This window comes from Streptomyces sp. NPDC029169, from assembly GCF_055563935.1.
This window is the reverse complement of record NZ_JBVHXA010000013.1, coordinates 152,919-174,443: the sequence shown is the minus strand read 5'-3', so window position 1 is coordinate 174,443 and position 21,525 is coordinate 152,919. Positions and strand designations below refer to the sequence as shown.

Annotated in this window: 15 protein-coding genes and 1 tRNA gene; 7 read left to right on the top strand and 9 right to left on the bottom strand. The window is 72.8% G+C overall.

The genetic code is table 11. From position 1 onward, the window contains the following. Nucleotide 1 precedes the first annotated feature (1 nt). Entirely contained in the window at nucleotides 2-1,129 is a 1,128-nt protein-coding gene (locus tag ACZ4VI_RS23880) for an FHA domain-containing protein (protein WP_468002182.1), read from the top strand. Nucleotides 1,130-1,225: 96 nt separating this feature from the next. Here the strand turns inward: ACZ4VI_RS23880 and ACZ4VI_RS23875 are convergent, their stop codons facing one another. Continuing rightward, nucleotides 1,226-2,203 (bottom strand): methyltransferase domain-containing protein, encoded by a 978-nt coding sequence (locus tag ACZ4VI_RS23875; protein ID WP_468002181.1) that lies wholly within the window; start codon nucleotides 2,201-2,203, stop codon nucleotides 1,226-1,228. Nucleotides 2,204-2,315: 112 nt separating this feature from the next. Between ACZ4VI_RS23875 and ACZ4VI_RS23870 the strand changes: the two genes are divergently transcribed. The 4 genes from ACZ4VI_RS23870 (at nucleotide 2,316) to ACZ4VI_RS23855 (ending at nucleotide 10,059) form a co-directional block, all read left to right on the top strand. After that, nucleotides 2,316-2,720: a globin gene (locus tag ACZ4VI_RS23870; protein ID WP_468002179.1), complete on the top strand. Its 405-nt coding sequence runs from the start codon at nucleotides 2,316-2,318 to the stop codon at nucleotides 2,718-2,720. Nucleotides 2,721-2,876: 156 nt separating this feature from the next. Beyond that, nucleotides 2,877-6,227 carry an ABC transporter permease gene (locus tag ACZ4VI_RS23865; RefSeq protein WP_468002177.1) on the top strand — a complete coding sequence of 1,117 codons (3,351 nt, stop codon included), beginning with the start codon at nucleotides 2,877-2,879 and terminating at the stop codon, nucleotides 6,225-6,227. 44 nt (nucleotides 6,228-6,271) lie between these two features. Then, a complete protein-coding gene (locus ACZ4VI_RS23860; protein ID WP_468002175.1) occupies nucleotides 6,272-9,070 on the top strand; it encodes an FtsX-like permease family protein in 2,799 nt (932 codons plus the stop codon). After that, nucleotides 9,067-10,059 (top strand): ATP-binding cassette domain-containing protein, encoded by a 993-nt coding sequence (locus ACZ4VI_RS23855; RefSeq protein WP_468002173.1) that lies wholly within the window; start codon nucleotides 9,067-9,069, stop codon nucleotides 10,057-10,059. The genes ACZ4VI_RS23860 and ACZ4VI_RS23855 overlap by 4 nt, the downstream gene beginning before the upstream one ends. A gap of 99 nt (nucleotides 10,060-10,158) precedes the next feature. Here ACZ4VI_RS23855 and ACZ4VI_RS23850 read toward each other — a convergent pair whose 3' ends face one another. Further along, complete coding sequence (locus ACZ4VI_RS23850; protein WP_468002171.1) at nucleotides 10,159-10,752, bottom strand: peptidase inhibitor family I36 protein; 594 nt, start codon at nucleotides 10,750-10,752, stop codon at nucleotides 10,159-10,161. A gap of 292 nt (nucleotides 10,753-11,044) precedes the next feature. Here ACZ4VI_RS23850 and ACZ4VI_RS23845 point away from each other — a divergent pair, with 292 nt between their 5' ends. Beyond that, nucleotides 11,045-12,049: an ArsR/SmtB family transcription factor gene (locus ACZ4VI_RS23845; RefSeq protein WP_468002169.1), complete on the top strand. Its 1,005-nt coding sequence runs from the start codon at nucleotides 11,045-11,047 to the stop codon at nucleotides 12,047-12,049. Nucleotides 12,050-12,144: 95 nt separating this feature from the next. Here the strand turns inward: ACZ4VI_RS23845 and ACZ4VI_RS23840 are convergent, their stop codons facing one another. From ACZ4VI_RS23840 to ACZ4VI_RS23810, 7 genes are all read right to left on the bottom strand, one after another. Further along, nucleotides 12,145-12,810 (bottom strand): DUF8010 domain-containing protein, encoded by a 666-nt coding sequence (locus tag ACZ4VI_RS23840; protein ID WP_468002167.1) that lies wholly within the window; start codon nucleotides 12,808-12,810, stop codon nucleotides 12,145-12,147. Further along, entirely contained in the window at nucleotides 12,807-13,229 is a 423-nt protein-coding gene (locus tag ACZ4VI_RS23835) for an acyl-CoA thioesterase (RefSeq protein ID WP_468002165.1), read from the bottom strand. The genes ACZ4VI_RS23840 and ACZ4VI_RS23835 overlap by 4 nt, the downstream gene beginning before the upstream one ends. 5 nt (nucleotides 13,230-13,234) lie before the next feature. Beyond that, the gene (gene ettA, locus ACZ4VI_RS23830; protein ID WP_468002163.1) at nucleotides 13,235-14,899 is read right to left on the bottom strand and encodes an energy-dependent translational throttle protein EttA; all 1,665 of its coding nucleotides are present in this window, start codon (nucleotides 14,897-14,899) and stop codon (nucleotides 13,235-13,237) included. A gap of 230 nt (nucleotides 14,900-15,129) precedes the next feature. Continuing rightward, nucleotides 15,130-16,515, bottom strand: coding sequence for a Cys-Gln thioester bond-forming surface protein (locus ACZ4VI_RS23825; RefSeq protein WP_468002161.1), 1,386 nt, complete (start codon nucleotides 16,513-16,515; stop codon nucleotides 15,130-15,132). A gap of 272 nt (nucleotides 16,516-16,787) precedes the next feature. Beyond that, complete coding sequence (locus tag ACZ4VI_RS23820; RefSeq protein ID WP_468002159.1) at nucleotides 16,788-17,276, bottom strand: single-stranded DNA-binding protein; 489 nt, start codon at nucleotides 17,274-17,276, stop codon at nucleotides 16,788-16,790. A gap of 147 nt (nucleotides 17,277-17,423) precedes the next feature. Further along, nucleotides 17,424-19,223 carry a YfjP family GTPase gene (locus ACZ4VI_RS23815; protein ID WP_468002157.1) on the bottom strand — a complete coding sequence of 600 codons (1,800 nt, stop codon included), beginning with the start codon at nucleotides 19,221-19,223 and terminating at the stop codon, nucleotides 17,424-17,426. A gap of 6 nt (nucleotides 19,224-19,229) precedes the next feature. After that, nucleotides 19,230-20,837 (bottom strand): dynamin family protein, encoded by a 1,608-nt coding sequence (locus ACZ4VI_RS23810; protein ID WP_468002155.1) that lies wholly within the window; start codon nucleotides 20,835-20,837, stop codon nucleotides 19,230-19,232. Between the two features lie 302 nt (nucleotides 20,838-21,139). Here ACZ4VI_RS23810 and ACZ4VI_RS23805 point away from each other — a divergent pair. After that, nucleotides 21,140-21,212: transfer RNA gene (locus tag ACZ4VI_RS23805), tRNA-Arg, on the top strand. The last annotated feature ends 313 nt before the right edge of the window (nucleotides 21,213-21,525 follow it).

Sequence of the window (21,525 nt, the reverse complement as noted above, 5' to 3'; positions counted from 1 at the left end):
CATGCCGACCTGCCCGAACGGACACCAGTCGGTCTCCGACGACTGGTGCGAGGTCTGCGGCCACCGTATGGCGGCCGGGGCGGGTGCGCCGGCGGGTGCCGTACCGCCGCCTCCCCCGCCGCCGCCCTCGTACGGCTACCCCGGGCCTCCCGGTGGCCCCGGTCCGGGTCACGGTCCCGGCCCCGGCCAGGCGCCCGGTGGGTACGACCCGAACGCGACCGCCCAGGCGGAACTCTGCCCGCAGTGCCGCACCCCGCGCGAGGCCATGGCCCCGTTCTGCGAGGAGTGCCGCTGGAACTTCCTGACCAACACGGCGACCTCGTACACGCCGGTGGCGCCGCCCTCGCCGCAGCAGAGCACGCCGCCGGGCCTGAACCTGCCGCCGGGCTTCCAGTCGCCGCCGCGACCGCCGCAGCCGCAGCAGCCGGACCCGTACGAGTACCAGAGCTCGCGGCCCTCGCAGATGAACCGGCCGGCCGAGCCGCTCTCCGCCGACCCCACGCACCACCAGGCGCCGCCGCGGCCGCCGCAGGGGTTCCAGCAGGGACCGCCGCCGCCTCCGCCGGCCTTCTTCCAGGCACCGCCGCCGGCCGCGCCGCCCGCACCGCCCCACCGGCAGGACCCGCCCGGCGGCGACGACTGGGTGCTGCCCCCGCCCGCACAACCGCAGGCACCCCCGCAGCAGCAGATGCCGCAGCAGCAGTACCAGCCGCCGCGGCCGGCCGCGGGCTGGTCGGCGTACATCGGTCCCGACCGTGACTACTTCATGGCGATGATGCACCGCAGCGGTCCGGAGGCCTCGGGCCTGAACCTGCCCGCGTACTCCCCCGCGAAGCAGCTGCCGCTCCAGGGCAACCAGGTCAGCATCGGCCGCCGCCGGCACTCCACCGGCGAGTCCCCCGACATCGACCTGTCGGTTCCGCCGGAGGACCCGGGCGTCTCGCACCAGCACGCCGTGCTGGTGCAGCAGCCGGACGGCTCGTGGGCGGTGGTGGACCAGAACTCCACCAACGGCACCACGATCAACGGCGCCGAAGAACCGATCCAGCCCTATGTGCCGATCCAGCTCCAGGACGGCGACCGGGTACACGTCGGCGCCTGGACGACGATCACGATCCGGCGCGGATAACGCGGTCCATCGGATCACGGATATCGGATCACGGATATTGGATCCGAGATATTGGATCCACGATCCACGATCCAGGATCCATGATCCGATATCCGCTCAACCGCTCGGCAGTGGCCAGGCGTACGGTCCTTCAGGGTCGTCCAGCCAGGCCCACTGCCGGCCCCCGCTCACCGTCACCCCGAAGCGCTCCCGCTCCGGCCGCCGCTCGCGCTGCCAGAGCGCGAGCGCTTCGCGCGCGTCCAGGGTCTCCTCCGCCAGCGTGCGCAGGAACTGGAAGCGGTCGTCGTCGAACACGTGCCGGGGCAGCCCCATCGGCCGACCGCGGGGGAAGCGGGCGGCGTTGCCGCCGCGCAGGGCCACGAAGTACGCGGACGTGGGCAGGAAACGCCCCTCCGCATGGGCCTCGTCGCGGACCCGGAGCAGGAGCAGCCCGGTGGAGAGCGGTGCGAGGACGAGGGCGTCCGGGCGGCACTGCGCGAGCCAGGCGTACGGGATCGACGGCACGGTGCAGGTCGCGACGATCCGGTCGAAGGGCGCGCGCTCGGGGCAGCCGCGGGCGCCGTCGCCGGTGATCACGGCGGGCTTGTACCCGGCGGCGGCGAGATGGGTGCGGGCGGACTCGGTGATCTCCACGTCGAGGTCGACGGTGGTGACGTGCTCCGCGCCGAGCCGGTGGCAGAGCAGGGCGGCGTTGTAGCCGGTGCCGGCGCCGATCTCCAGGACGTCCTGCCCGTCCCGTACGTCGAGCGCCTCCAGCATCTCGGCCATCAGGGAGGGCTGGCTGGAGGAGGTGACCAGGTCGCCGTCCCGGACGCGGGTGGCCAGCGGTACGTCCCGGTAGGCCCCGCGCAGCCAGAGGGCGCGCCGGACCGGGTCGGGGTCGCCGGACCAGAGGCGTTCGTAGCCGCCGGCCCCGGAGACGTAGTAGGAGGGGACGAAGAGGTGCCGGGGCACGTCGGAGAAGGCCGCGCGCCAGGCCGGGTCGCGCAGTGCTCCGTACGCCTCGATCTCCCGCACCAGGGCCTGCCGTGCCCGCGCGCCCTCCTCGGCGACCTCGTCCCGCTGAGCACCCATGCCTCCACTGTCCTGCGCGGGTGATGGGGAGGCGAGTGGCGGAGGCGAGTGGCCGGGGGCGGGTGGTCCTAGACCTCCGGTCCTCGGCCGGGGCATCTGAGACGATGGAGCGGTGATGGAGATTCCGCGCGGCACGGTTCAGGAGCAGACCTTCTACGAGCAGGTGGGTGGCGAGGAGACGTTCCGGCGTCTCGTCCACCGCTTCTACCAGGGAGTCGCGGAGGATCCGCTGCTGCGCCCCATGTACCCCGAGGAGGACCTCGGCCCGGCCGAGGAGCGCCTTGTGCTCTTCCTGATCCAGTACTGGGGCGGCCCCCGCACGTACAGCGACCACCGGGGCCATCCGCGTCTGCGGATGCGCCACGCCCCATTCACGGTCGACAGGGCGGCGCACGACGCCTGGCTGAAGCACATGCGCGCGGCGGTGGACGAGCTCGCGCTCGCCCCCGAGCACGAGAGCCAGCTGTGGAAGTACCTGACGTACGCGGCGGCCTCGATGGTGAACACCGAGGGCTGAACACCGGGGACTGACCCGCCCCCGGACCGACGCATTCCGGAGCCCGGGCCCCGGATAACGGTCACGATCCAGTCAAGGTCCCTGTGGAAGCGGTTTCCACCGGCCCGTGCACTCTGAAAGCATCGGACGGACGTTCGGTGGCGTTCAGGGGGATGAGTGACCGGGTTCGTGTTACTGCGTGCGAGGGCGCACCGGTTACTCCTCGCCGCCGCGCTCCTCGCCGTCCTGCTGACGACCTCCGTGCTCGCGGCCCTCGCCGCCTTCTCGGGCTCGATCGGCAACGCCGCGCTCCAGGGCAGCCTGCGGGGCCGGTCCGCGCCCGCCGCCGCGCTGATGGTGACCGGGCAGGTACCGGTGGCCAAGCGGGAGTCCGCCGACGCCGCCGCGCGGGAGGCGGCGGGCCGGACGTTCGACGGACTGCCGGTGAGCGTACGGAAGCTGGAACGCTCGGGGCCGTACGCGCTGCCTCGCGCCCTTCAGAGCCCGGCCGCGCGCGGGGGCGAGCCCGACCTCACCCACATCGCGGCCCTCGACCGGTCGCGGCTCGCGCTGGTCAAGGGCGCGTGGCCGGGAGCGGGCGGGAGCGGCACCCGGGGCGCCGTGATCGACGTGGCCGTGCCCGAGACGGCCGCCGCGCGGCTGCGCATCGGGCCCGGGACCGTACTCGAACTCACCGACCGGCTCGGCGGGAAGCCGGTGAAGGCCCGGATCACCGGGCTCTACCGGCCCGCCGATCCCACCGACCTGTACTGGCAGCTGGACCCGGCGGGCGGGCGCGGCGTGAAGACCGTCGTGTTCACGACGTACGGTCCGCTGCTCGCCGACCCCGCCGTCCTCGCCTCCGGGCGCGTCACGTCGGGAGAGACGTCCTGGCTGGCCACTGCCGACTTCACCGGCGTCACCACCGGCCGTATGGACGCGCTGCGCGCCTCCGCGTCGGCCGAGCCGAAGGCGCTCGCCGCGGACACCGCCCCGTTCGGTGGCACCGTCAGCGCGCACACCTCGCTGCCGACGGTCCTGGAGCAGACCGAACGGGCCCTGCTCGTCTCCCGGTCCACGCTGATGATCGTCGCCGTGCAGCTGGTGCTGCTCGCCGCGTACGCGCTGCTGCTCGTCGCCCGGCTGCTCAGCTCCGAACGGTCCGGCGAGACTGCGCTGCTGCGTGCCCGTGGCGGTTCGCGGCGCCGGATCGCCTCGCTCGCCGCCGTGGAGGCGCTGCTGCTCGCCCTGCCCGCGGCCATGATCGCCCCGCTGCTCGCGGGGCCGCTGACCCGGCTGCTCGCGGACCGGTCCGCGCTCCGCGCGCTCGGCGTACGGCTCGACGACATCCCGCTCGGCCAGGTGTGGCTGGTCGCGGCGCTGGTCTCCGTGTGCTGCGCGGCCGCCGTCGTGGCCCCCGCGCTGAGCACCGGGGACGGCGAGCTCCGCAAGGGGCGTGCGGCGGCGCTGCCCGCGCCCGTGCGGGCGGGCGCCGACGTCGGCCTGCTCGTCGTCGCGGCCGTGGCGTACTGGCAGCTCGACCGGCAGACCGGCAGCTCAGGGAGTGCCTCAGAAGGCGGCGGCGCGCTCAGCGGCGACCGCGGGGGTTCCCTCGGCATCGACCCGCTTCTCGTCGCCGCCCCCGCGCTCGCGCTGCTCGCCGGCACCGTCCTGACCCTGCGGCTGCTGCCGCCCACGGCCCGGCTTGCCGAGCGGCGTGCCGCGCGCGGACGCGGTCTCGCCGCCGCGCTCGCCGGCTGGCAGCTGAGCCGCCGTCCGCTGCGCGGGGCGGGCCCGGTGCTGCTGCTCGTGCTCGCGGTCGCGATGGGCATGCTCGCCATCGGGCAGAGCGCGTCCTGGGACCGCTCGCAGGAGGACCGGGCCGACTTCCGTACGGGAACGGCGCTCCGGGTCCTGACCGGCGGCGCCACCGCCGACCCGGCGCAGGCCGAGCGGTACACGGCCCTGCCCGGGGTCCGCTCGGTCGCCCCCGCGCACCGCGCCACGACCAGCTTCGCGGGCAACCACACGGCGACCGTCCTCGCCCTCGACACCCGGCACGCCGCCGGCGGACTCCTGTTCCGGGACGACCTCGCGGACACTCCGGCCCGTGAGCTGATGACGTCGCTGGCCCCGAAGGAGGGCCCGCGCCATGGGATCGCGCTGCCGGCCGGCAGCCGTGGTCTGACGCTCGATCTGCGGCGCACGGCGCCGAGCGGCACGGCCCCTGCGCAGGTGACGGTCGTCGTGGAGGACCGGTACGGCATTCCGTTCCGACGGCTCCTCGGGCCGCTGCCCTCCGACGGGCAGCCGCACCGGCTCACCCTCGACCTGGGCGCGCAGGGGGCCGAACCGAGCGTGCCCGTGGGCCCGTTGACGCTGACCGGCGTGGAGCTGGACGGGGCCGTCGTCATCGGGGAGGGCGGGGAGCAGACCTTCGCGGTCGAACGGCTCGTCTCGCGGCACGAGGGCGGCACGGAGCGTCCCGTCGACGCCGTGCGCTCCCTCGCCTCCTGGAAGTCCGGCTATCACGAGAGCAAGGAGGGCACGCCGCAGAAGCCGGTGCCGGTCGCCGGGCGCGCCGTCGGGCGGACGCCGTACGCGGTCCGTTTCACGGCCGGCACGACGGAGGAGGGAATGTTCCCCGGCCAGGAGGCCTACGGTCTGCGGATCTCCGCGCCGCGCCCCGCCCCGCCGTCGACGCTGAGCGGGGTGGCGACCGACGCGTTCCTCTCGGCCGCCGGGGCGAAGGAGGGCGACCGGGTCGAGGTGTCCCTCAGTGGTCTGCGGCTGAACGTGACGATCGTGGACACCGTACGGGAGCTGCCGACCACCGGCGGCGGGGCGGGCACCGTCTCCGCGTCGGCGCCGGGCGCCACGCCCGACGACGGGGGCGCGCTCCTGGTCGATCTGCGCGCGGCGCACCAGTTCCTCGCCGCCGATCCCACCGCGACCCTGCCGCCCACCGAGTGGTGGCTGACCACCGCGCCCGGCCGCACCGACGAGGTCGCGGAGGCCCTGCGCGCCCGGCCCGACGTCGATCCCGCGCAGGTGCTCGTACGGGACGAGGCGGCGGCCGAGCTGCTCGGCGACCCGCTCGGCGCGGGCCCCAACGCGGCGCTGATGGCGGTCGCGGCGGCGGCCGCGGCGCTCGCGGCGGTCGGCTTCGCGGTGAGCGCGGCCGGCTCGACGCGTGAACGGTCCGCGGAGTTCGGGGTGTTGCGGGCGCTCGGCGCCCCGCGCCGCCAACTGGCCCGGCTGATCGCCGCCGAGCAGGGCCTGCTGGTCGGCATCGGCCTGTTCGTGGGCGTGGCTCTCGGCACCGTCCTCACCCGGGCCGTCGTCCCGTTGATCGTGCTGACCGGGCAGGCGGCCCAGCCCGTCCCCCGGGTCCTGGTCGAACTCCCGCCCGGACACGTGGCCCTGCTGCTCGCCGGGGTCGCCGCGCTGCCGCTCCTGATCGTCTCCGCGATCGCGCTGCGCCGCACGGACCCGGCCGTGACCCTGCGCCACCAGGGGGACCAGTGAAGCGAGGCGCGGCGAGCAAGGCACCTGCAAGGAAGGCGACGTACATGCCCCAGCTCGGCAGACCCGCCCGCGCCGTCGCGCCCTGGGTGCGCACCCGGCTGCGGACCGCTCCGGGGACGGCATGGGCCTTCGCGCTGCTGGTCCTGGTCACCGCGTTCCTCGCCGCCGCCCTCCCCCGTACCGTCGACGCGTACGAGACCGAGGGCCTGCGGCACGACATCGCCGACGCGGCCCCGCGCAACACGGTCCTCGACATCACGGCCGCCTCGCCTCACGTCGGCCTTCCGCCGGCCGAGAGGGCGGCCGCGATGGGCCCGGCGTACCTGGCCGACACGCGGGCGGCGGTGGAGCGGCTGCTGCCGGCCCCGCTGCGCGTCGACCCCGCGGAGTCGGTGCACGGCGTGCGGACCACCCGGCGGGTCGTCGGACTCGATCCCTGGCTCCCCCAGCCGTACCGGCTGCCGCCGGAGTTCATCCTGTCCGCCCCCTCGGCGCTGGCCGAGCACGCGCGGATCCGCGAGGGCCGGCTGCCGGCGAAGGCGGACCCGGCCCACGGCACCAGCGAGGCCGCCGTCACCGCGGAGACGGCCACGAAGCTGCGCCTGAAGGCCGGTTCGGTGGTGCACGTCCCGGACCGCTTCTCCACTACACCACTCGCCGTCACCATCACCGGCATCGTGGAACCGGTGCGTCCGCAGGGCGGCTACTGGTCCGTCGAGCCCCTGCTGCGCTCCCCCTCGTACGCGATGAAGTCCGGCGGCGACGGTACGCAGTTCTACTGGCAGGCGGCTCTGCTGCTGCCGCCGGAGGGCGGCCCGCTCCTGCTGTCGAGCACCGGCGAGCCGGAGCTGTACTGGCGGCTGATACCGACCTCCGGCCATCTCACCGCCCAGGACGAGCCGGGGCTGCGCACCGCGCTCGCCTCCCTCGCCGGCGGGCCGGACCTGGTGAGGGTCCGGGGGGCGATCGGGCCGACCGGGGTGGTCACGACCGGGCTCGACGAGATCGTCGAGGGCTACCAGGGCATGCGTACGGCGATCGCGTCGGTCGTCGCCGTCGCCGCGTTCGGCATCGGGGCGGTCGCGGCGGTCGTACTGGCCATGACGGGCGGCCTGTTCGCCGCCCGGCGCGCCGCCGAACTGGCGCTGCTGCGCTCGCGCGGCGGCTCCCTCGCCGGGATCGGCGTCCGGCTGCTCGGCGAGACGGCGGTCCTGGCGCTGCCAGCCGCCGGCCTCGGGCTGCTGCTCGCGACGCTCGCCGTCCCCGGCGCCCGCTTCCTGCCCGCCCTCGCCGCGGCCGGGGCGGTCGCGCTCCTCGCGATGCTGGCGCTGCCGCTGCGCGCGCTGTTCCTGCACCGCAGGCCGCTCACCCACGGCGGGCGGGAGGACCTGATCGCCGCCCGCCCCTCCCGGGGCCGTACGGTCGCCGAACTCACCGTCCTCGCCCTGGCCGTCGGCGCGGTCGTGGCGCTGCGCCGACGCGGTACGGAGGATTCCGGGGACTACCTGGTCAGCTCGGCGCCGGTGCTCGTCGCGCTGATCGCCGCGCTGGTTCTCGTACGGCTGTATCCGCTGCCGCTGCGGTGGGCGACGCGCCCCGCTCGCAGGCTGCGCGGCGCGGTCGGCTACCTGTCGCTCGCCCGGGCCGGGCGCTCCTCGGCGACCGGCGCGCTGCCGCTGCTCGCGCTCCTGGTGGCGCTGACGACGGCCGCGTTCGGCGGCTCGGTGCTGGCCGGCGTCGCGGACGCGCGGGACCGGGCGGCGCTCCTGGAGACGGGCGCGGACGCCCGGGTGACGGGAAACGCGGACGCGGTGGCGCTGCCGGCCGGGCTCGCGGAGGCGGTGCGCGGGACGGCGGGGGTGACGGACGTGGCCACGGTCCAGATCGAGTACGGCGTGGAACTACCGCCCGGAACGGGCCGCCTACCGGAACTGCGGACGGCGCCCCTGATCGGCGTGAACCCGGAGTCATACACCCGCCTCGCCGCCCGAACCGGCTTCGGCCCCTTCCCGGCGGGCCTGCTGAGGTCCACGGGGCGGGGTGGCGGGGCCGCAACGGACGGCAAGGCCAGCGCCGCTCGCGTCCTGCCGGCGATCGCGTCGCCCGCCGTCGCGGAGCGGCTCGGGGCGGAGCCGCAGGATGTGGTGGCGGCGGCCGGGGCGTTCAAGGTGCGGATCGTGGGGGTGCGGTCCGCCACGCCGGCCCTGCCCGAACAGGACTTCCTGCTGGTCAACGGCGCCGACCTGCCCCGCCGGGCGGACACCGTCCTGCTGGCCTCCGGTCCATCGGTGCGCGGGGACGCGCTGCGGGCCGTGGTCGCGGCGAAGTCCCCGGAGTTCTCGGTGGTGCTGCGGGCCGAGCGTCGGGCCGCCTACGTGGACGCGCCGATGCAGGCGGGCGCCGGGCGGATCTACCTGGCGGCGATCGGGGCGGGCGCGGGCTACGCCGTCCTCGCCGTCCTCCTTTCGCTGCTCCAGTCCGCGCCGGAACGGGCCACGCTCCTCGCCCGGTTGCGGACGATGGGCCTGACCCGGCGGCAGGGCCGGCGGCTCCTCGGCCTGGAGGCGCTGCCGCAGGCGCTGCTCGCGGCCGTCGGCGGGACGCTCGTCGGCTGGGCGACGATCCTGCTGCTCGCGCCGGGCGTGGACCTGCTCCGGCTCTCCCTGGCGGCGGCCCCCGGGCTCGCCACGCTCGACAGCGCGCCGCTGCGGGCGGACCCGTGGTCGCTGGGGCTGCCGGCGGTGGGCGTGGTGGCCCTCGCGGGCCTGGCGGCGGTGGTTCAGGCATGGTCGTCGGCGCGCGGTGGATCGATCAAGGACCTCAGAGCAGGAGACGCACGATGACCGACACCAGCACCGATACCGATACCGGCACCGGCACCCGTGTCGAGACCCGCACCGGCATCAGCCTCGCGGAGCTGGAGCAGCGGGCGACCGCGCACCGCGACCGGCCCTCGTTCGGGCACGACGCCCTGATCGCCTGCGACCGGCTCGTACGGATCTTCACCACGGACGGGGTGGAGGTGCAGGCGCTCCAGGGCCTCGATCTCCTCGTGCAGGAGGGCGAGTTGATGGCCCTGGTCGGGGCGTCGGGCAGCGGGAAGTCGACGCTCATGAACATCCTGGCGGGTCTCGACGTGCCGACGGCGGGCGCGGCGAAGGTCGCGGGCCGCGATCTGCTGGCCATGGACGCGAAGGCGCGGCTGCGGTACCGGCGGGACGTGGTGGGCTTCGTCTGGCAGCAGACGTCCCGCAACCTGCTTCCGTACCTGACGGCAACTCAGAACGTCGCACTGCCGATGCAGTTGGCCGGCCGCTCGAAGAAGAAGGCGGAGCGGGCGGAGGAGCTGCTCGCGATGCTGGAGGTCGCGGACTGCCGGGACCACAGGCCGCACCAGATGTCCGGCGGCCAGCAGCAGCGGGTCGCCATCGCGGTCGCGCTGGCGAACTCCCCGTCGGTGCTGCTCGCCGACGAGCCGACGGGCGAGCTGGACTCGGCGACGGGCGAGCAGGTCTTCGCCGCCTTCCGCCGCGCCAACGAGGAACTGGGCACGACGATCGTGATCGTCACCCACGACCAGGCCGTGGCGTCCGAGGTGCGCCGCACGGTCGCCATCCGCGACGGCCGCACCTCCTCCGAGGTCCTGCGCCGTACGGAGGTCGACGCGGAGGGCCAGGAGTCCCTGGTGTCCCGCGAGTACGCGATGCTCGACCGCGCGGGCCGGCTGCAACTCCCGGCGGAGTACAGGGAGACGCTGGGCATGGAGCACCGCGTGATGCTTGAACTGGAGCAGGACCACATCGGGGTGTGGCCGGACGACGCGGACGGGTAAGTACCGACTGAGAGCGACCTTCGGCCGGCCCCGGCGAAACAGATGTTCGCCGGGGCCGACCGGCCCTCACGGGAAGAGCGGAACAGCCCGACGTGAAGGTCAGCAGACCCGGATGCCGTCGGCCCTGTCGTTGTTGGTGCTGCCCACATAGGAGCTCTTCGACGGAGCGGTGGAGGACCAGAGCTGAGACCAGGAGCTGCCGGTCCAGTTGTAGACCCTGGTCACTGTGCCGCTGCTCTGGTTGTTGTGCCAGGACGACGTCTTGTCGTTGAAGCCCCAGTCGGCGAGGTTGTTGAAGGTGCAGTCCGACCAGGTCAGTCGACGGCCGTCGTAGTTGGCGTGCTCGTAGAGGCAGGTCCAGAGATAGCTGCAGTTCGCTGTACCGAGCGTCCCGAGGGGCTCGTCGACGGCGCGGGCCTGCTTCTCGCCCGGCAGCGGGAACGTCATGATCGCCTTACCGTCACGCCAGGCGACCTGGTTGACACCGATCTGCTCGCCACCCGGGGTGTGGGCCATCTGCTCGTCGATCTGCTTCTGCAGATCAGCGACCTCGCTCCGGTCGAGGCCGGCCCGCTCCGCCTGGGCCGCGATCGTGCTGTCGAGCGTGGACGCCGCGGAGGTCGGACCGGACATTCCGAAGACGGCCAGGGCGCTCGCCGAAAGAGCGACTGCCAGCTTTGTTCTCGTACGCACAGGAATCGTGTCCCTTCTGGTCGTGGAACTCTGGGGTGGAGCGCTGCAAACGCTGAGCTCATCCCCCCGTCGTCTTGCGCAGGGCTGGGGGACGACATGGATCACGTTGCCCGCCGCGCCCCGATGAGCGAAAGCTCTCCCGAAGTACCGCAATCCCGATACAGCGGAGCGTTCCTTGTGCTACTGCAACGGGCGTCGACAGCTGACATGCACAGTTCGGCGCGCCGCTTCGAAATCCCGATCGACCTCTGGGCACCCTGCGAACAGCAGCGGCCCTACATCGGGGGGAAACGTGCTTCGCATCAACTTCACCGGCCACGACCTCGGGCGGATCCGGCTTGCCCAGCAGCCGGACGCCATGTGGGAAACGGTGCTGAGCCTGCACCAACTGGTCCGTCCAGACCCCTTCTTCGCCCCATGGTGCCGCCGCGTCCGCACCGCGCTGGCCGCCGCCGGCTTAGGCCACGAGGTCCGGATGCTCGCCGCTCTGGCCCCGCGCACTTCCTACTTCCCGGACTTCCTCACTCCCGTCGGCAGCGCTGGTGCTGAACCCGTGCTGCACGCGGGCCTCGACATGGTGCTCTCCACCAGCAGGGACCGGCTTCGCGCTGACATCACCCGTCTCGCTGCCGGCCGCTCCCGCCCGTCCGCGTATCTCGACGACATCGCCTCGGGCCGAGTCCATGCCCTGCGCCGGCTCGGCGCATCGCTGCACCGCTACTACGACATTGCCGTGGCTCCGTACGTCGCGGCGTCCGCGGTCAGTACCCACCGTGACCGGCAGCATCGGATGCGGGATCTGCTCGAGCACGGCAGCGAGGGCATGCTGGCCAATCTCGGCCCCACTTCCCGCTGGAGCTCGCCCGTCCTCGAAGTCGACTACTCCGTCGAGCAAGAACTCCACCTGGATGGGCGCGGCCTGACGGTCATCCCCAGCTTCTTCTGCCACGACCATCCCATCAAGCTCGCCATGCCCGAGCTTCCGCCGGTATTGGTCTACCCAGTAGCCCGGGGTCCGTTATGGATCCCCGAGATCGCCACCACCGACCGGGAAGAAACGGCCCTGGACGAGCTGCTCGGAGGCACCCGCGCCGCGGTGCTGCGCTGTCTCGCCGCCGGCCACAGCACCACCACGCTCGCGGCACGTCTCCAGGTCTCCACCACGGCAGCGAGCCGCCACGCTGCCGCCTTGCGCGCGGCAGGTCTTGTCGCCACGGAGCGGCGGGGCGGCTCTGTACGTCATAGCCGCACACCCCTGGGAACCGCCCTGGTACACGGCGGCCACTCCTTGACCTGAGGGATCCCCAGGGACGCGTTATCTGATCGTCGGTCCGGGATGTGTTGGCGTGTTGAGCTCGTCGCCGGTGAGGGGCGCGTCGACCTCGACCGTGATCAGTGCGCCGCGGGGCCCGGGGTGACGGTGAGGGACGTCGGTACGGTGCGGAGCGCGATCGAGCCGTACGGGGTACGCAGCCGGAGCCACGGCCCCGAGGCGAACAGCGCGACCGGCATCTCCTGGGGCGGCAGGAAGCCCAGCGACTGCGCGGCGTGGACGGCCCGCAGGGGCAGCCCGGTGTCGGCGAGGGTCCGGGACCAGATCTCGCGGCCGATACGGTCCCGCTCGGCCCGCGTGCGCCGCTCCTCGGGCAACTCCTCGTCCCGGGCCCGGAATTCGGCGACGGCCGCCGCGACCGCGCCCCGCATCTCGGCCACACCGGGCACTCCGGCGACCGGTTCCCAGCCGCCGCGCGGCGGCAGGACGCCGGCCCACGGCGGCCCGGTGACGGCGTCGGGGACGACGGCTTTCCCCGCCGACTCCTCGATGCCCTCCAGGAGTTCGCCGGCCGACACGGTGACGTCCAGATCCATCGCGTCGACGAGCCGTGCCGTACGGATCGCGAGCACCTCGAACGACGGCGGCCGCCCGAAGACGGCGAGCGCGCCACCGCCGGCCTGGAGTCGGACGGCTGCGGCGCGGTCGTAGTGGATCAGCCGGGCCAGGAAGGCGGCGAGGTCCGCCGCCTCCCTGGCGTCGGCGAAGTGCAGCGGGGCGATCATGCGGCTGACGTCATCCCGTCGTCGACGTACTCCTGAAGGAACGACCGCTCCTCGGCGGAGATCCGCCGCGGCCGCTGGGCCTCCAGGTCGAAGGGGACGACGACCGTCGAGGCCCGTACGTACGTCACCTCCGGGTCCTTGATCTCGTACGCGATCGTCAGCGAGGCCGCGCCTATCTTCGTGACCCAGGACTCGATGGTGACCGGCGCGTGCCGGTGCACCAGCGGCCGCAGGTAGTCGATCTCGTGCCGGGCCACGACGGACCCGCCGGAGAACGACGGCGAACCGTCGCCCGGTGCCAGCCGGAACATGAAGTCGATCCGCGCCTCCTCCAGATAGCGGAGGAAGACGACGTTGTTGACGTGCCCGAAGGCGTCCATGTCCGACCAGCGCAGAGGACAGCTGTAGATGTGCCTCACTGACCTCAGCCTCGGGTCAGCTTCTTGTACGTGGCGCGGTGCGGACGGGCCGCGTCCGGGCCGAGGCGCTCGACCTTGTTCTTCTCGTAGGACTCGAAGTTGCCCTCGAACCAGAACCACTTCGAGTCGCCCTCGTACGCCAGGATGTGCGTGGCGACCCGGTCGAGGAACCAGCGGTCGTGGGAGACGACCACGGCCGCACCGGGGAACTCGAGCAGCGCGTTCTCCAGCGAGGACAGCGTCTCCACGTCCAGGTCGTTGGTCGGCTCGTCGAGGAGCAGCAGGTTGCCGCCCTGCTTGAGGGTGAGCGCGAGGTTGAGGCGGTTGCGCTCACCGCCGGAGAGGACGCCGGCCGGCTTCTGCTGGTCGGGACCCTTGAAGCCGAAGGCGGAGACATAGGCCCGCGACGGCATCTCGACGTGGCCTACGTTGATGTAGTCCAGCTCGTCGGAGACGACGGCCCACAGCGTCTTCTTGGGGTCGATGTTGGCGCGGCTCTGGTCGACGTACGAGATCTTGACGGTCTCGCCGACCTTGATGTCGCCGGAGTCCGGGGTCTCGAGGCCCTGGATCATCTTGAAGAGCGTGGTCTTGCCGGCGCCGTTCGGGCCGATGACCCCGACGATCCCGTTCCGCGGCAGCGTGAAGGAGAGATCATCGATGAGTACCTTCTCGCCGAAGGCCTTGGAGAGGTTGTTGACCTCGACGACGATGGAGCCCAGGCGGGGGCCCGGCGGGATCTGGATCTCCTCGAAGTCCAGCTTCCGCATCTTGTCGGCCTCGGCGGCCATCTCCTCGTAGCGGGCGAGACGGGCCTTGGACTTGGCCTGACGCCCCTTGGCGTTGGAGCGGACCCACTCGAGCTCTTCCTTGAGCCGCTTGGCGCGCTTGGCGTCCTTCTGCCCCTCGACCTTGAGGCGGGTGGCCTTGGTCTCGAGGTAGGTGGAGTAGTTGCCCTCGTAGGGGTGGGCGCGACCGCGGTCGAGCTCGAGGATCCACTCGGCGACGTTGTCGAGGAAGTACCGGTCGTGGGTGACGGCGACGACGGTGCCGGGGTACTTGGCGAGGTGCTGCTCCAGCCACTGCACGGACTCGGCGTCCAGGTGGTTGGTGGGCTCGTCGAGGAGCAGCAGGTCGGGGGCCTCGATGAGGAGCTTGCAGAGCGCGACGCGGCGCTTCTCACCACCGGAGAGGTTGGTGACGGGCCAGTCGCCGGGCGGGCAGCCCAGCGCGTCCATGGCCTGCTCGAGCTGCGCGTCGAGGTCCCAGGCGTTGGCGTGGTCCAGGTCCTCCTGGAGCTTGCCCATCTCCTCCATGAGCGCGTCCGAGTAGTCGGTCGCCATGAGCTCGGCGACCTCGTTGAAGCGGTGCAGCTTCCCCATGATCTCGGCGGCGCCGTCCTGGACGTTCTGCAGGACGGTCTTGGACTCGTCGAGCGGGGGCTCCTGGAGGAGCATGCCGACGGTGTACCCGGGGGACAGGAAGGCGTCACCGTTGGACGGCTGCTCGAGCCCGGCCATGATCTTGAGGACGGTGGACTTACCGGCACCGTTCGGGCCGACCACACCGATCTTCGCACCGGGCAGGAAGCTCAGCGTCACGTCATCGAGGATGACCTTGTCGCCGTGCGCCTTGCGCGTCTTGCGCATCGTGTAGATGTACTCAGCCAAGAGAAACCGTCCGGCAAAGAGTGAGTGGGCAGATACACCCCATCTTGCCTGACCGCCACCCTCAAGCGGAAACCAGTCCGGTGCGACGGCCCCGACCTGGGGCTTCCCACGGGGCGCTGCTGTGACCGGTCCGTCACTGCGGGTGGCTCGACGGCCGGCGGGCGAGGACGCGCGACGGCCCCGGTGCGCGGAGTGCGCGCCGGGGCCGTCGGGAGCCGTGAGGCGGGGTGTTACTGGCCGGCCGTCTTCTTCTTGCGGAGGAAGAAGACCGCGCCGCCGCCGAGGAGCACGAGGACGGCGGCGATGCCGGCGATCATCGGGGTGGCGTTGGAGCTGCCGGTCTCGGCGAGGTCGCCGCCGCCGGTCGTGGAGCCGGTGGTGGAGCCGCCGGCCGTGGCCGGGGAGGGCTCGTTGGACGGGGTGGTGGAGGGGGCCGGGGTGGCCGCCGGCTTGCAGTCGAGGACGCCCTTGAAGGTCTTCTCGAAGCCGTTCGGGCCCTTGATCGTGAAGTCGTACGCCTGGTCCTCGGCGACCGGGACGGTGACCGTCTGGGACTTGCCGGCCGGGATCGTGTGCTTCAGACCCGCGAGCTCGAAGGTGAAGTCCTCGTCGCCCTCGTTCGAGGCGGTGATGTCCAGGCCGCCCTTGGCGCAGTTCTTCTCGGCCGAGACGGCCGGGATCGGGCCCTTCTTCGCCCAGGTCGCGGAGGCCTTCGCCTCGACCGTGGACGTGCTGGTGCCGGCCAGGATCAGGGTCTGGCTCTTGACCTTGGTGGAGACGAACGCACGGCCGATCGGGACCGTGGTGTCGGCCTTCGCGTTCAGCTCGGCCGAGCCGTCGGCGGTGCCCGCGGGCACGTCGAACCAGACCTTGCCGCCGTTGGCGACGTCGGTGACGACCTTGCCGTCCTTGTCGACGAGCTTCACACCGGCGGGGGCGCCCGGAGCGAGCGAGACCGTCGCCTTGGCGGCGTTGGTGTCGACGGTGACCGGGCCGAGGCGCTCGCCGGGCTTGCCGGACACCGTGGACGGGCTGAGGCTGAGGGAGGCCTTCGGCTCCGCCAGGTCCTCGGCCTTCTCACGCAGGTACGTGGTGAGGGCCTGCGCGTCCTTGTCGACCGGCTTGGCGTCGGCGTTGTCGGAGAAGTACCAGATCGCGGCCTGGGTGGCGGCGGCGGCCGTCTTCTCGGTGAGGTCCTCGGCGCCGACCTTCTTGGCGAGGGCGTCCAGGTCGTTCACCTGCGGGTAGGAGTTCTGCAGGATCCAGCGGATCTTGCCCGCGTTCTTGTTGTTGTGGAGGACGGACTGGTCCCAGCCGACCTCCTTGTACTCCTGGTCCTTCAGCGCGTCGGTGTGCAGGTCGATGCAGTAGGTCTGGATCGAGCCGCCGGGCTTGACCGTCATCTCGAAGAGGCCGGCGCGGTACTCCGAACCGTCGATCTTCACCTCGTCGAAGATCTTCAGGTCGCCGAGCGTGGCCGTGGCGCCGCCCGTTCCCTGCAGGCCCTCATCGGCCGCCGCCGGTCCCGCGACGGCAATCGCGCCCGCGGCGACGAGGCCAGAGACCACGGTCGCGGCGGCAAGGCGGGCAACGCCGCGCCTCCGAACAGAAAACATGAATTTCCCCTCCGGGCGAGCTGCTCCGTGTCAGTGGTCGAGACACGTGGGGGGAGCGCATCGCCAGCAGATTCACAGACCCGGTTGACTCAACTGTCGACTCGAGTGCTGACTCAAGTCCCGTATGAGTACCCGGGAATCCTATGGATGGGGAAGAGCCTGCTGCCCGTTCATACGACCTGATAACCATTCCGACTCGGAATCGTTATGACCGGGGTCCGCTGAGCGGAGAACCACTGATCACGGAGTCGACAAATCCCTACAACTCCTCGTCACTGCACGGGTTCCAGGACCCTGGGAACCTCCGGCCCCTCCCACGGATCCCGCTCCACCTCGCCACCCGTGGCGCCCTCTCCCCCGTTCCCCTGACGTTCCGTCAATCGTGGCTCGCCCTTCACGACCCGGCGGAACGCCGCCGTACCGCGCGTCAGATCGTGGCCCACCGCCAGCGCGTCGATGTCCACGAACGTCCTGCGCCGGCCGTCCTGCCGGTCCTCGACGTCCTCCTCCCGCACCCGCAACCGGCCGTGCACCACCAGCGGCTCGCCCACCGAGACCGACGCGGCGAGGTTGGCGCCCAGCGCCCGCCACGCGAACACCGTGTAGAAACTGGTGTGTCCGTCCGACCACGTGCCCCGCTCCCGGTCCCAGCGGCGCGCCGTCACCGCGAACCGGAACCGGGCCACCCCGCCCGTCGCCGTCTCCCGGTACTCCACGCTCGTCGCCACGTTCCCGACCAGCGTCACCATCGTGTCGTTCATGTCGTTCGTCCCTCCCCATACCGCACCACTTCGGCCGAGCGCTTCGGCCGGTTCCATGCTGGACCGGCCAGCCTCAGCGCGCCGACGCCTGTGGAGGAGCGAGGTGTTGGGGAAAACTCCGTCACCCGAAGGGGCGAACCCAGCAACTCACCTCAGCCGCGCCCCCGGCCTCGCCCCACCCCACCGCGTCCCGCCACCCATTCGCGTCACCCGCGCCCCCGAGCGCGTCCCCGACACCGTCACGTACTGGTCGCGCACCTCCCGGTAGCGCATCAGCTCGGCCGAGATCGGGTCCAGGACCCGCGCCCGTCCGCACGCGGCCGCCGCCTCCCGGAGCTTGCGTTCGGCCTCCTGCCCGTACCGCCGCGCCGGCCCCTGCACCGCCGTCGCGCAGGCCCACTCGACCAGCGGACCGCCCACGATGCCGCCGAGCATGATGAGGACGGGCTGCAGCAGCCCCGGTTCCACGACGCCGACGATCTGGCCGACCAGCCACACCGCGCCGAAGAACTGGAGGAGCGTCATCAGGACCTGCGCCAGGACCGCCGCCGGCCACCACGCGGGCCGCGGGGGGCGGGCGGCCGGGTCGCCGATGCTCGCGGTGAGTTCGTCGAGCGCCTCGGGCAGCCCGTCGGCCCCCCGTGCCGCCGCCTCGCGCACCGCCTGCGCCCAGGGCGCCGGGAGTCCGCGGGAGGCGTCGTCGGCGACGATCCGTACGGCCTGCTCCACCCGTTGCCGCGCGGTGAGTTCGTCCTCCAGTGGCGCCTGGAGGCGCGGGTCGGTGGCGGAGCCGTGCTCGCGCAGTCGTTCGTACCAGCGGTAGAGCCGCAGCCAGGGCGTGCCGCAGGCACGGATGGCGTTCCTGCGCCAGACGCGTTCGGCGGCCTCGCCGGCCGCGGTGGCGCCGACGGCGACCGCGAGCCGGGCCGCGAAGTCCTCGCGCGCCCGCTCCCCCAGGCCGGTCTGGCCCTCGGAGACGTACGCCGGGCGGAGCCGGGCCGCCGCCGCGTCGACGTCGGCGGAGAGCCGGAGCGCGGGTGCCGTCCGTTCCTGGACGAACCGGCCGAGCAGTTCGCGCAGTTCGCCCACGCCGGCTCCGGTGAGCGCGGAGAGGGCGAGGACGGTGGCGCCGGGTTCGCCGTGTTCGCCGAGGGCCATGCCGTCCTCGTCCAGGAGGCGGCGCAGATCGTCCAGGACGAGGTCGGCGGCCTCGGCGCCCAGCCGGTCGATCTGGTTGAGGACGACGAAGGTGACCTCGGCGTGGCCGGCGAGCGGGCGCAGATAGCGCTCGTGGAGCACCGCGTCGGCGTACTTCTCGGGGTCAACCACCCAGATCACCGCGTCGACCAGGCCCAGGACCCGCTCGACCTGCTCGCGGTGGCTGGTGACGGCCGAGTCGTGGTCGGGCAGGTCGATCAGGACGAGGCCCTGCAGGTCCTCGTCGGCGGCGCCGCCCGCCAGGGGGCGGCGGCGGAGCCGGCCGGGGACGGCGAGGCGGTCGAGGAGTCCGGCGGAGCCCTCGGACCAGCTGAGCGCGATGGGCGCGGAGGTGGTGGGGCGGCGCAGCCCGGTCTCGGAGACGGGGACGCCCGCGAGGGCGTTGAAGAGCGTCGACTTGCCGCTGCCGGTGGGGCCGGCGATGGCGACGACGGTGTGGCGGGCGGAGAGCCGCTGGCGGGCGGCGGCCTCGTCGAGTACGCGTCCGGCCTCGGCGAGCGTCTCGTGCGCCAGTCTCGTACGGGAGAGGCCGACGAGCTCGTGGAGGGCGTCGAGGCGGGTGCGCAGGGGGCCGCCGTACTGCCCGCCGAGCGGCGGAAGGCTGTCCTCCGCCCCCTGGTCAGGGGCGTCGTCGTGCGGCTGAGTCGCCTTCTCCTCCGCCCGGCGGGCGATCAGGCCGTCGTCCCAGCGGTCGTCCGCGCGGTCGTCCACCGTGCTGCTGCTGCTCACCGGTCCTCACTTCTCCTTCTGCAGTACGGAGAGCGCGGCGATCAGTTCCGCCTGCGGCTCGGGGGTCACGTCGAGGGCGTCGAGGGGGGCGAGGCGCCGGTCGCGTTCGTCGTGCAGGGCGCGGTCGAGGTATGTCATGACCAGCTCGCCGCCCTTGTCGCGCAGGCGCAGGGCGGCCTGGGCGCCGAGGAGTTCGGCCAGCCGTTCGCCGGCGCCGCGGGTGCGGCGGGCGCCGAGCAGGGCCGCGGCGAGCAGGGCGGCGACGGTGTCGGCCTCGGGGGCGGCGGTACGGGCGGTCCCCAGCCGGTCCGTGGCGCGGAGCTCGTCCTCGGCCAGTTCTTCGAGGACGCGCCGCCAGCGCCGTACCGTCAGCTCGATCCGTTCGCCCACCTCCCGGTCGGGGGCGTTGTGGGCGGCGCCGAGGGCCGCCGTGGCGGGGTCGCGGCGCCAGGCGTCTCGTACCCGCTCGTCGGCGGCGGCGACCGCGCACTGGAGCAGGGCGGCGAGCGACTCGACGAGGGCGTCGAGGAGTTCGCCGGCGGAGCTGTCGCGGGGGTAGCCGCGCCAGCGGGTGCGGGCGTCGCCGGAGAGCACGGCGCCGCGGCGCAGCTGCTCCCGGACGCGCTCGCCCTGCTCCTCGTACGCGGCCTCGACGGCGCCGCCGAGCCGGACGGCGGCGGCGTACTGGGCGGCGACCGCCGCGGCGAGTTCGGGCATCCGGCTGTCGAGGGAGTCGATGACGCCGGTGGCGGTACGGCCCACGGCCTGCTGGCGGGCGGCGGGGTCCTGGGCGCGGTGGGCGAGCCAGGCCCGGAGCGGGGCGACGGCGTTGTCGGGCAGCAGCCCGCTGCCGCCGCCGGCGGACTCGGGCAGCTCGGGGATGGTGAACCGCGGTACGTCTCCGAGTCCGGCCTTGTCGAGCAGGGCCTCGTAGTGCCGGGAGACCTCGCCGATGATCTGGTGGGGGACGCGGTCGAGGACGGTGACGAGCATGGCGTCGTACTCCTTGGCGGTTCGGAGCAGGTGCCAGGGGATGGCGTCGGCGTACCGCGAGGCGGTCGTGACCATGACCCAGATGTCGGCGGCGCAGATCAACTCGGCGGCGAGGAGCCGGTTCTCGACGACGAGGGAGTCGATGTCGGGGGCGTCGAGCAGGGCGAGGCCGGGGACGAGGGCGGAGGAGGTCTCGACGCGCAGCGCGTTCTCCTCGGGGGGCTCGTCGCCGGGGTGGTCGTCGTCCTGCTGGGGCAGCCAGACGCGGGTGAGCTGGGGCAGGACGCGCATGCCGGCGAACCAGTGGTGGTCGTCGGGGTGGCAGACGAGCACGGGGGTACGGGTGGTGGGCCGGAGCACTCCGGCCTCACTGACGCGCCGCCCCACAAGGGAGTTGACGAGCGTGGACTTCCCGGCGCCGGTGGATCCGCCGACGACGGCGAGCAGGGGGGCGTCGGGGTCCTTCAGCCGGGGCACCAGATAGTCGTCGAGCTGGGCGAGCAGCTCGGCCCGGGCCTGGCGGGCGCGTGGGGCGCCTGGGAGGGGGAGTGGGAGACGCACGGCGGCGACACAGTCGCGCAGGGCGGAGAGTGCGTCGATCAGCTGAGGCCGTTCGTCCAAGGTCACCACATGCGAAGAATGCCCAATTTTGAAGCCTTTTTGAAGCGTATAAGGGCCCTGCGCGCCGACTGAACCGCTGATGACAGGCGCCTCAGGCATAACGAGTGCACAACACCCGGGCCCGGTGGCGTGAAAAAGACTGCGGGAATCGCACCTGCCTGCGATTATCGTTTCGCTTCACCGAACCTCCACATCGTGCCACGCAGGTGAAGCAACCGGGCCAAGGCGATCGGAGCCCTATCCTTGACCCGGCAGGCCACGCCCCACCCACCAGGGGCTCCCGGCCACCGGGCCACCACCCGGCCCCCGTAGCTCAGTGGATAGAGCAGGTGCCTTCTAAGCACTTGGCCGCAGGTTCGAGTCCTGCCGGGGGCGCTTTACCACGGACCCTCCTTCGGGAGGGTCTTTTTGCTGGTCAGGGGCGGTTTCCGGTCGGTGGCGGGAAGGTCGGGAAGGCGCCCCTGGGTGGCTTGATCTGTCCGGCTGAAACCGGCCAGGGGCGGCCTCTGGCGGCTGGTTTTCCCGAAAACTTCCCGAAGTTTTGGGACCGCCCGCTGTCCGGGCCATCCGCAGATCGCTCGGGCAGCACCCTTGGCGCGAGCAGCCACAGCCTTCCGAGCAGCGCGGCAAGAATCCTCCGATCGAACCGGTCTGCGTGGAAGAACCTCCTCCAGACAGGCCGAGTGAC

Bases quoted from the DNA above. Each gene is read 5' to 3' on its own strand.
- ACZ4VI_RS23840 (WP_468002167.1), bottom strand. From the start codon at position 12,810: ATGATCGCCCCGCTGCACTTCGCCGACGCCAGGGAGGCGGCGGACCTC.
- ACZ4VI_RS23860 (WP_468002175.1), top strand. From the start codon at position 6,272: ATGCCCCAGCTCGGCAGACCCGCCCGCGCCGTCGCGCCCTGGGTGCGC.
- ACZ4VI_RS23875 (WP_468002181.1), bottom strand. From the start codon at position 2,203: ATGGGTGCTCAGCGGGACGAGGTCGCCGAGGAGGGCGCGCGGGCACGG.
- ACZ4VI_RS23820 (WP_468002159.1), bottom strand. From the start codon at position 17,276: ATGAACGACACGATGGTGACGCTGGTCGGGAACGTGGCGACGAGCGTG.
- ACZ4VI_RS23825 (WP_468002161.1), bottom strand. From the start codon at position 16,515: ATGTTTTCTGTTCGGAGGCGCGGCGTTGCCCGCCTTGCCGCCGCGACC.
- ACZ4VI_RS23880 (WP_468002182.1), top strand. From the start codon at position 2: ATGCCGACCTGCCCGAACGGACACCAGTCGGTCTCCGACGACTGGTGC.
- ACZ4VI_RS23855 (WP_468002173.1), top strand. From the start codon at position 9,067: ATGACCGACACCAGCACCGATACCGATACCGGCACCGGCACCCGTGTC.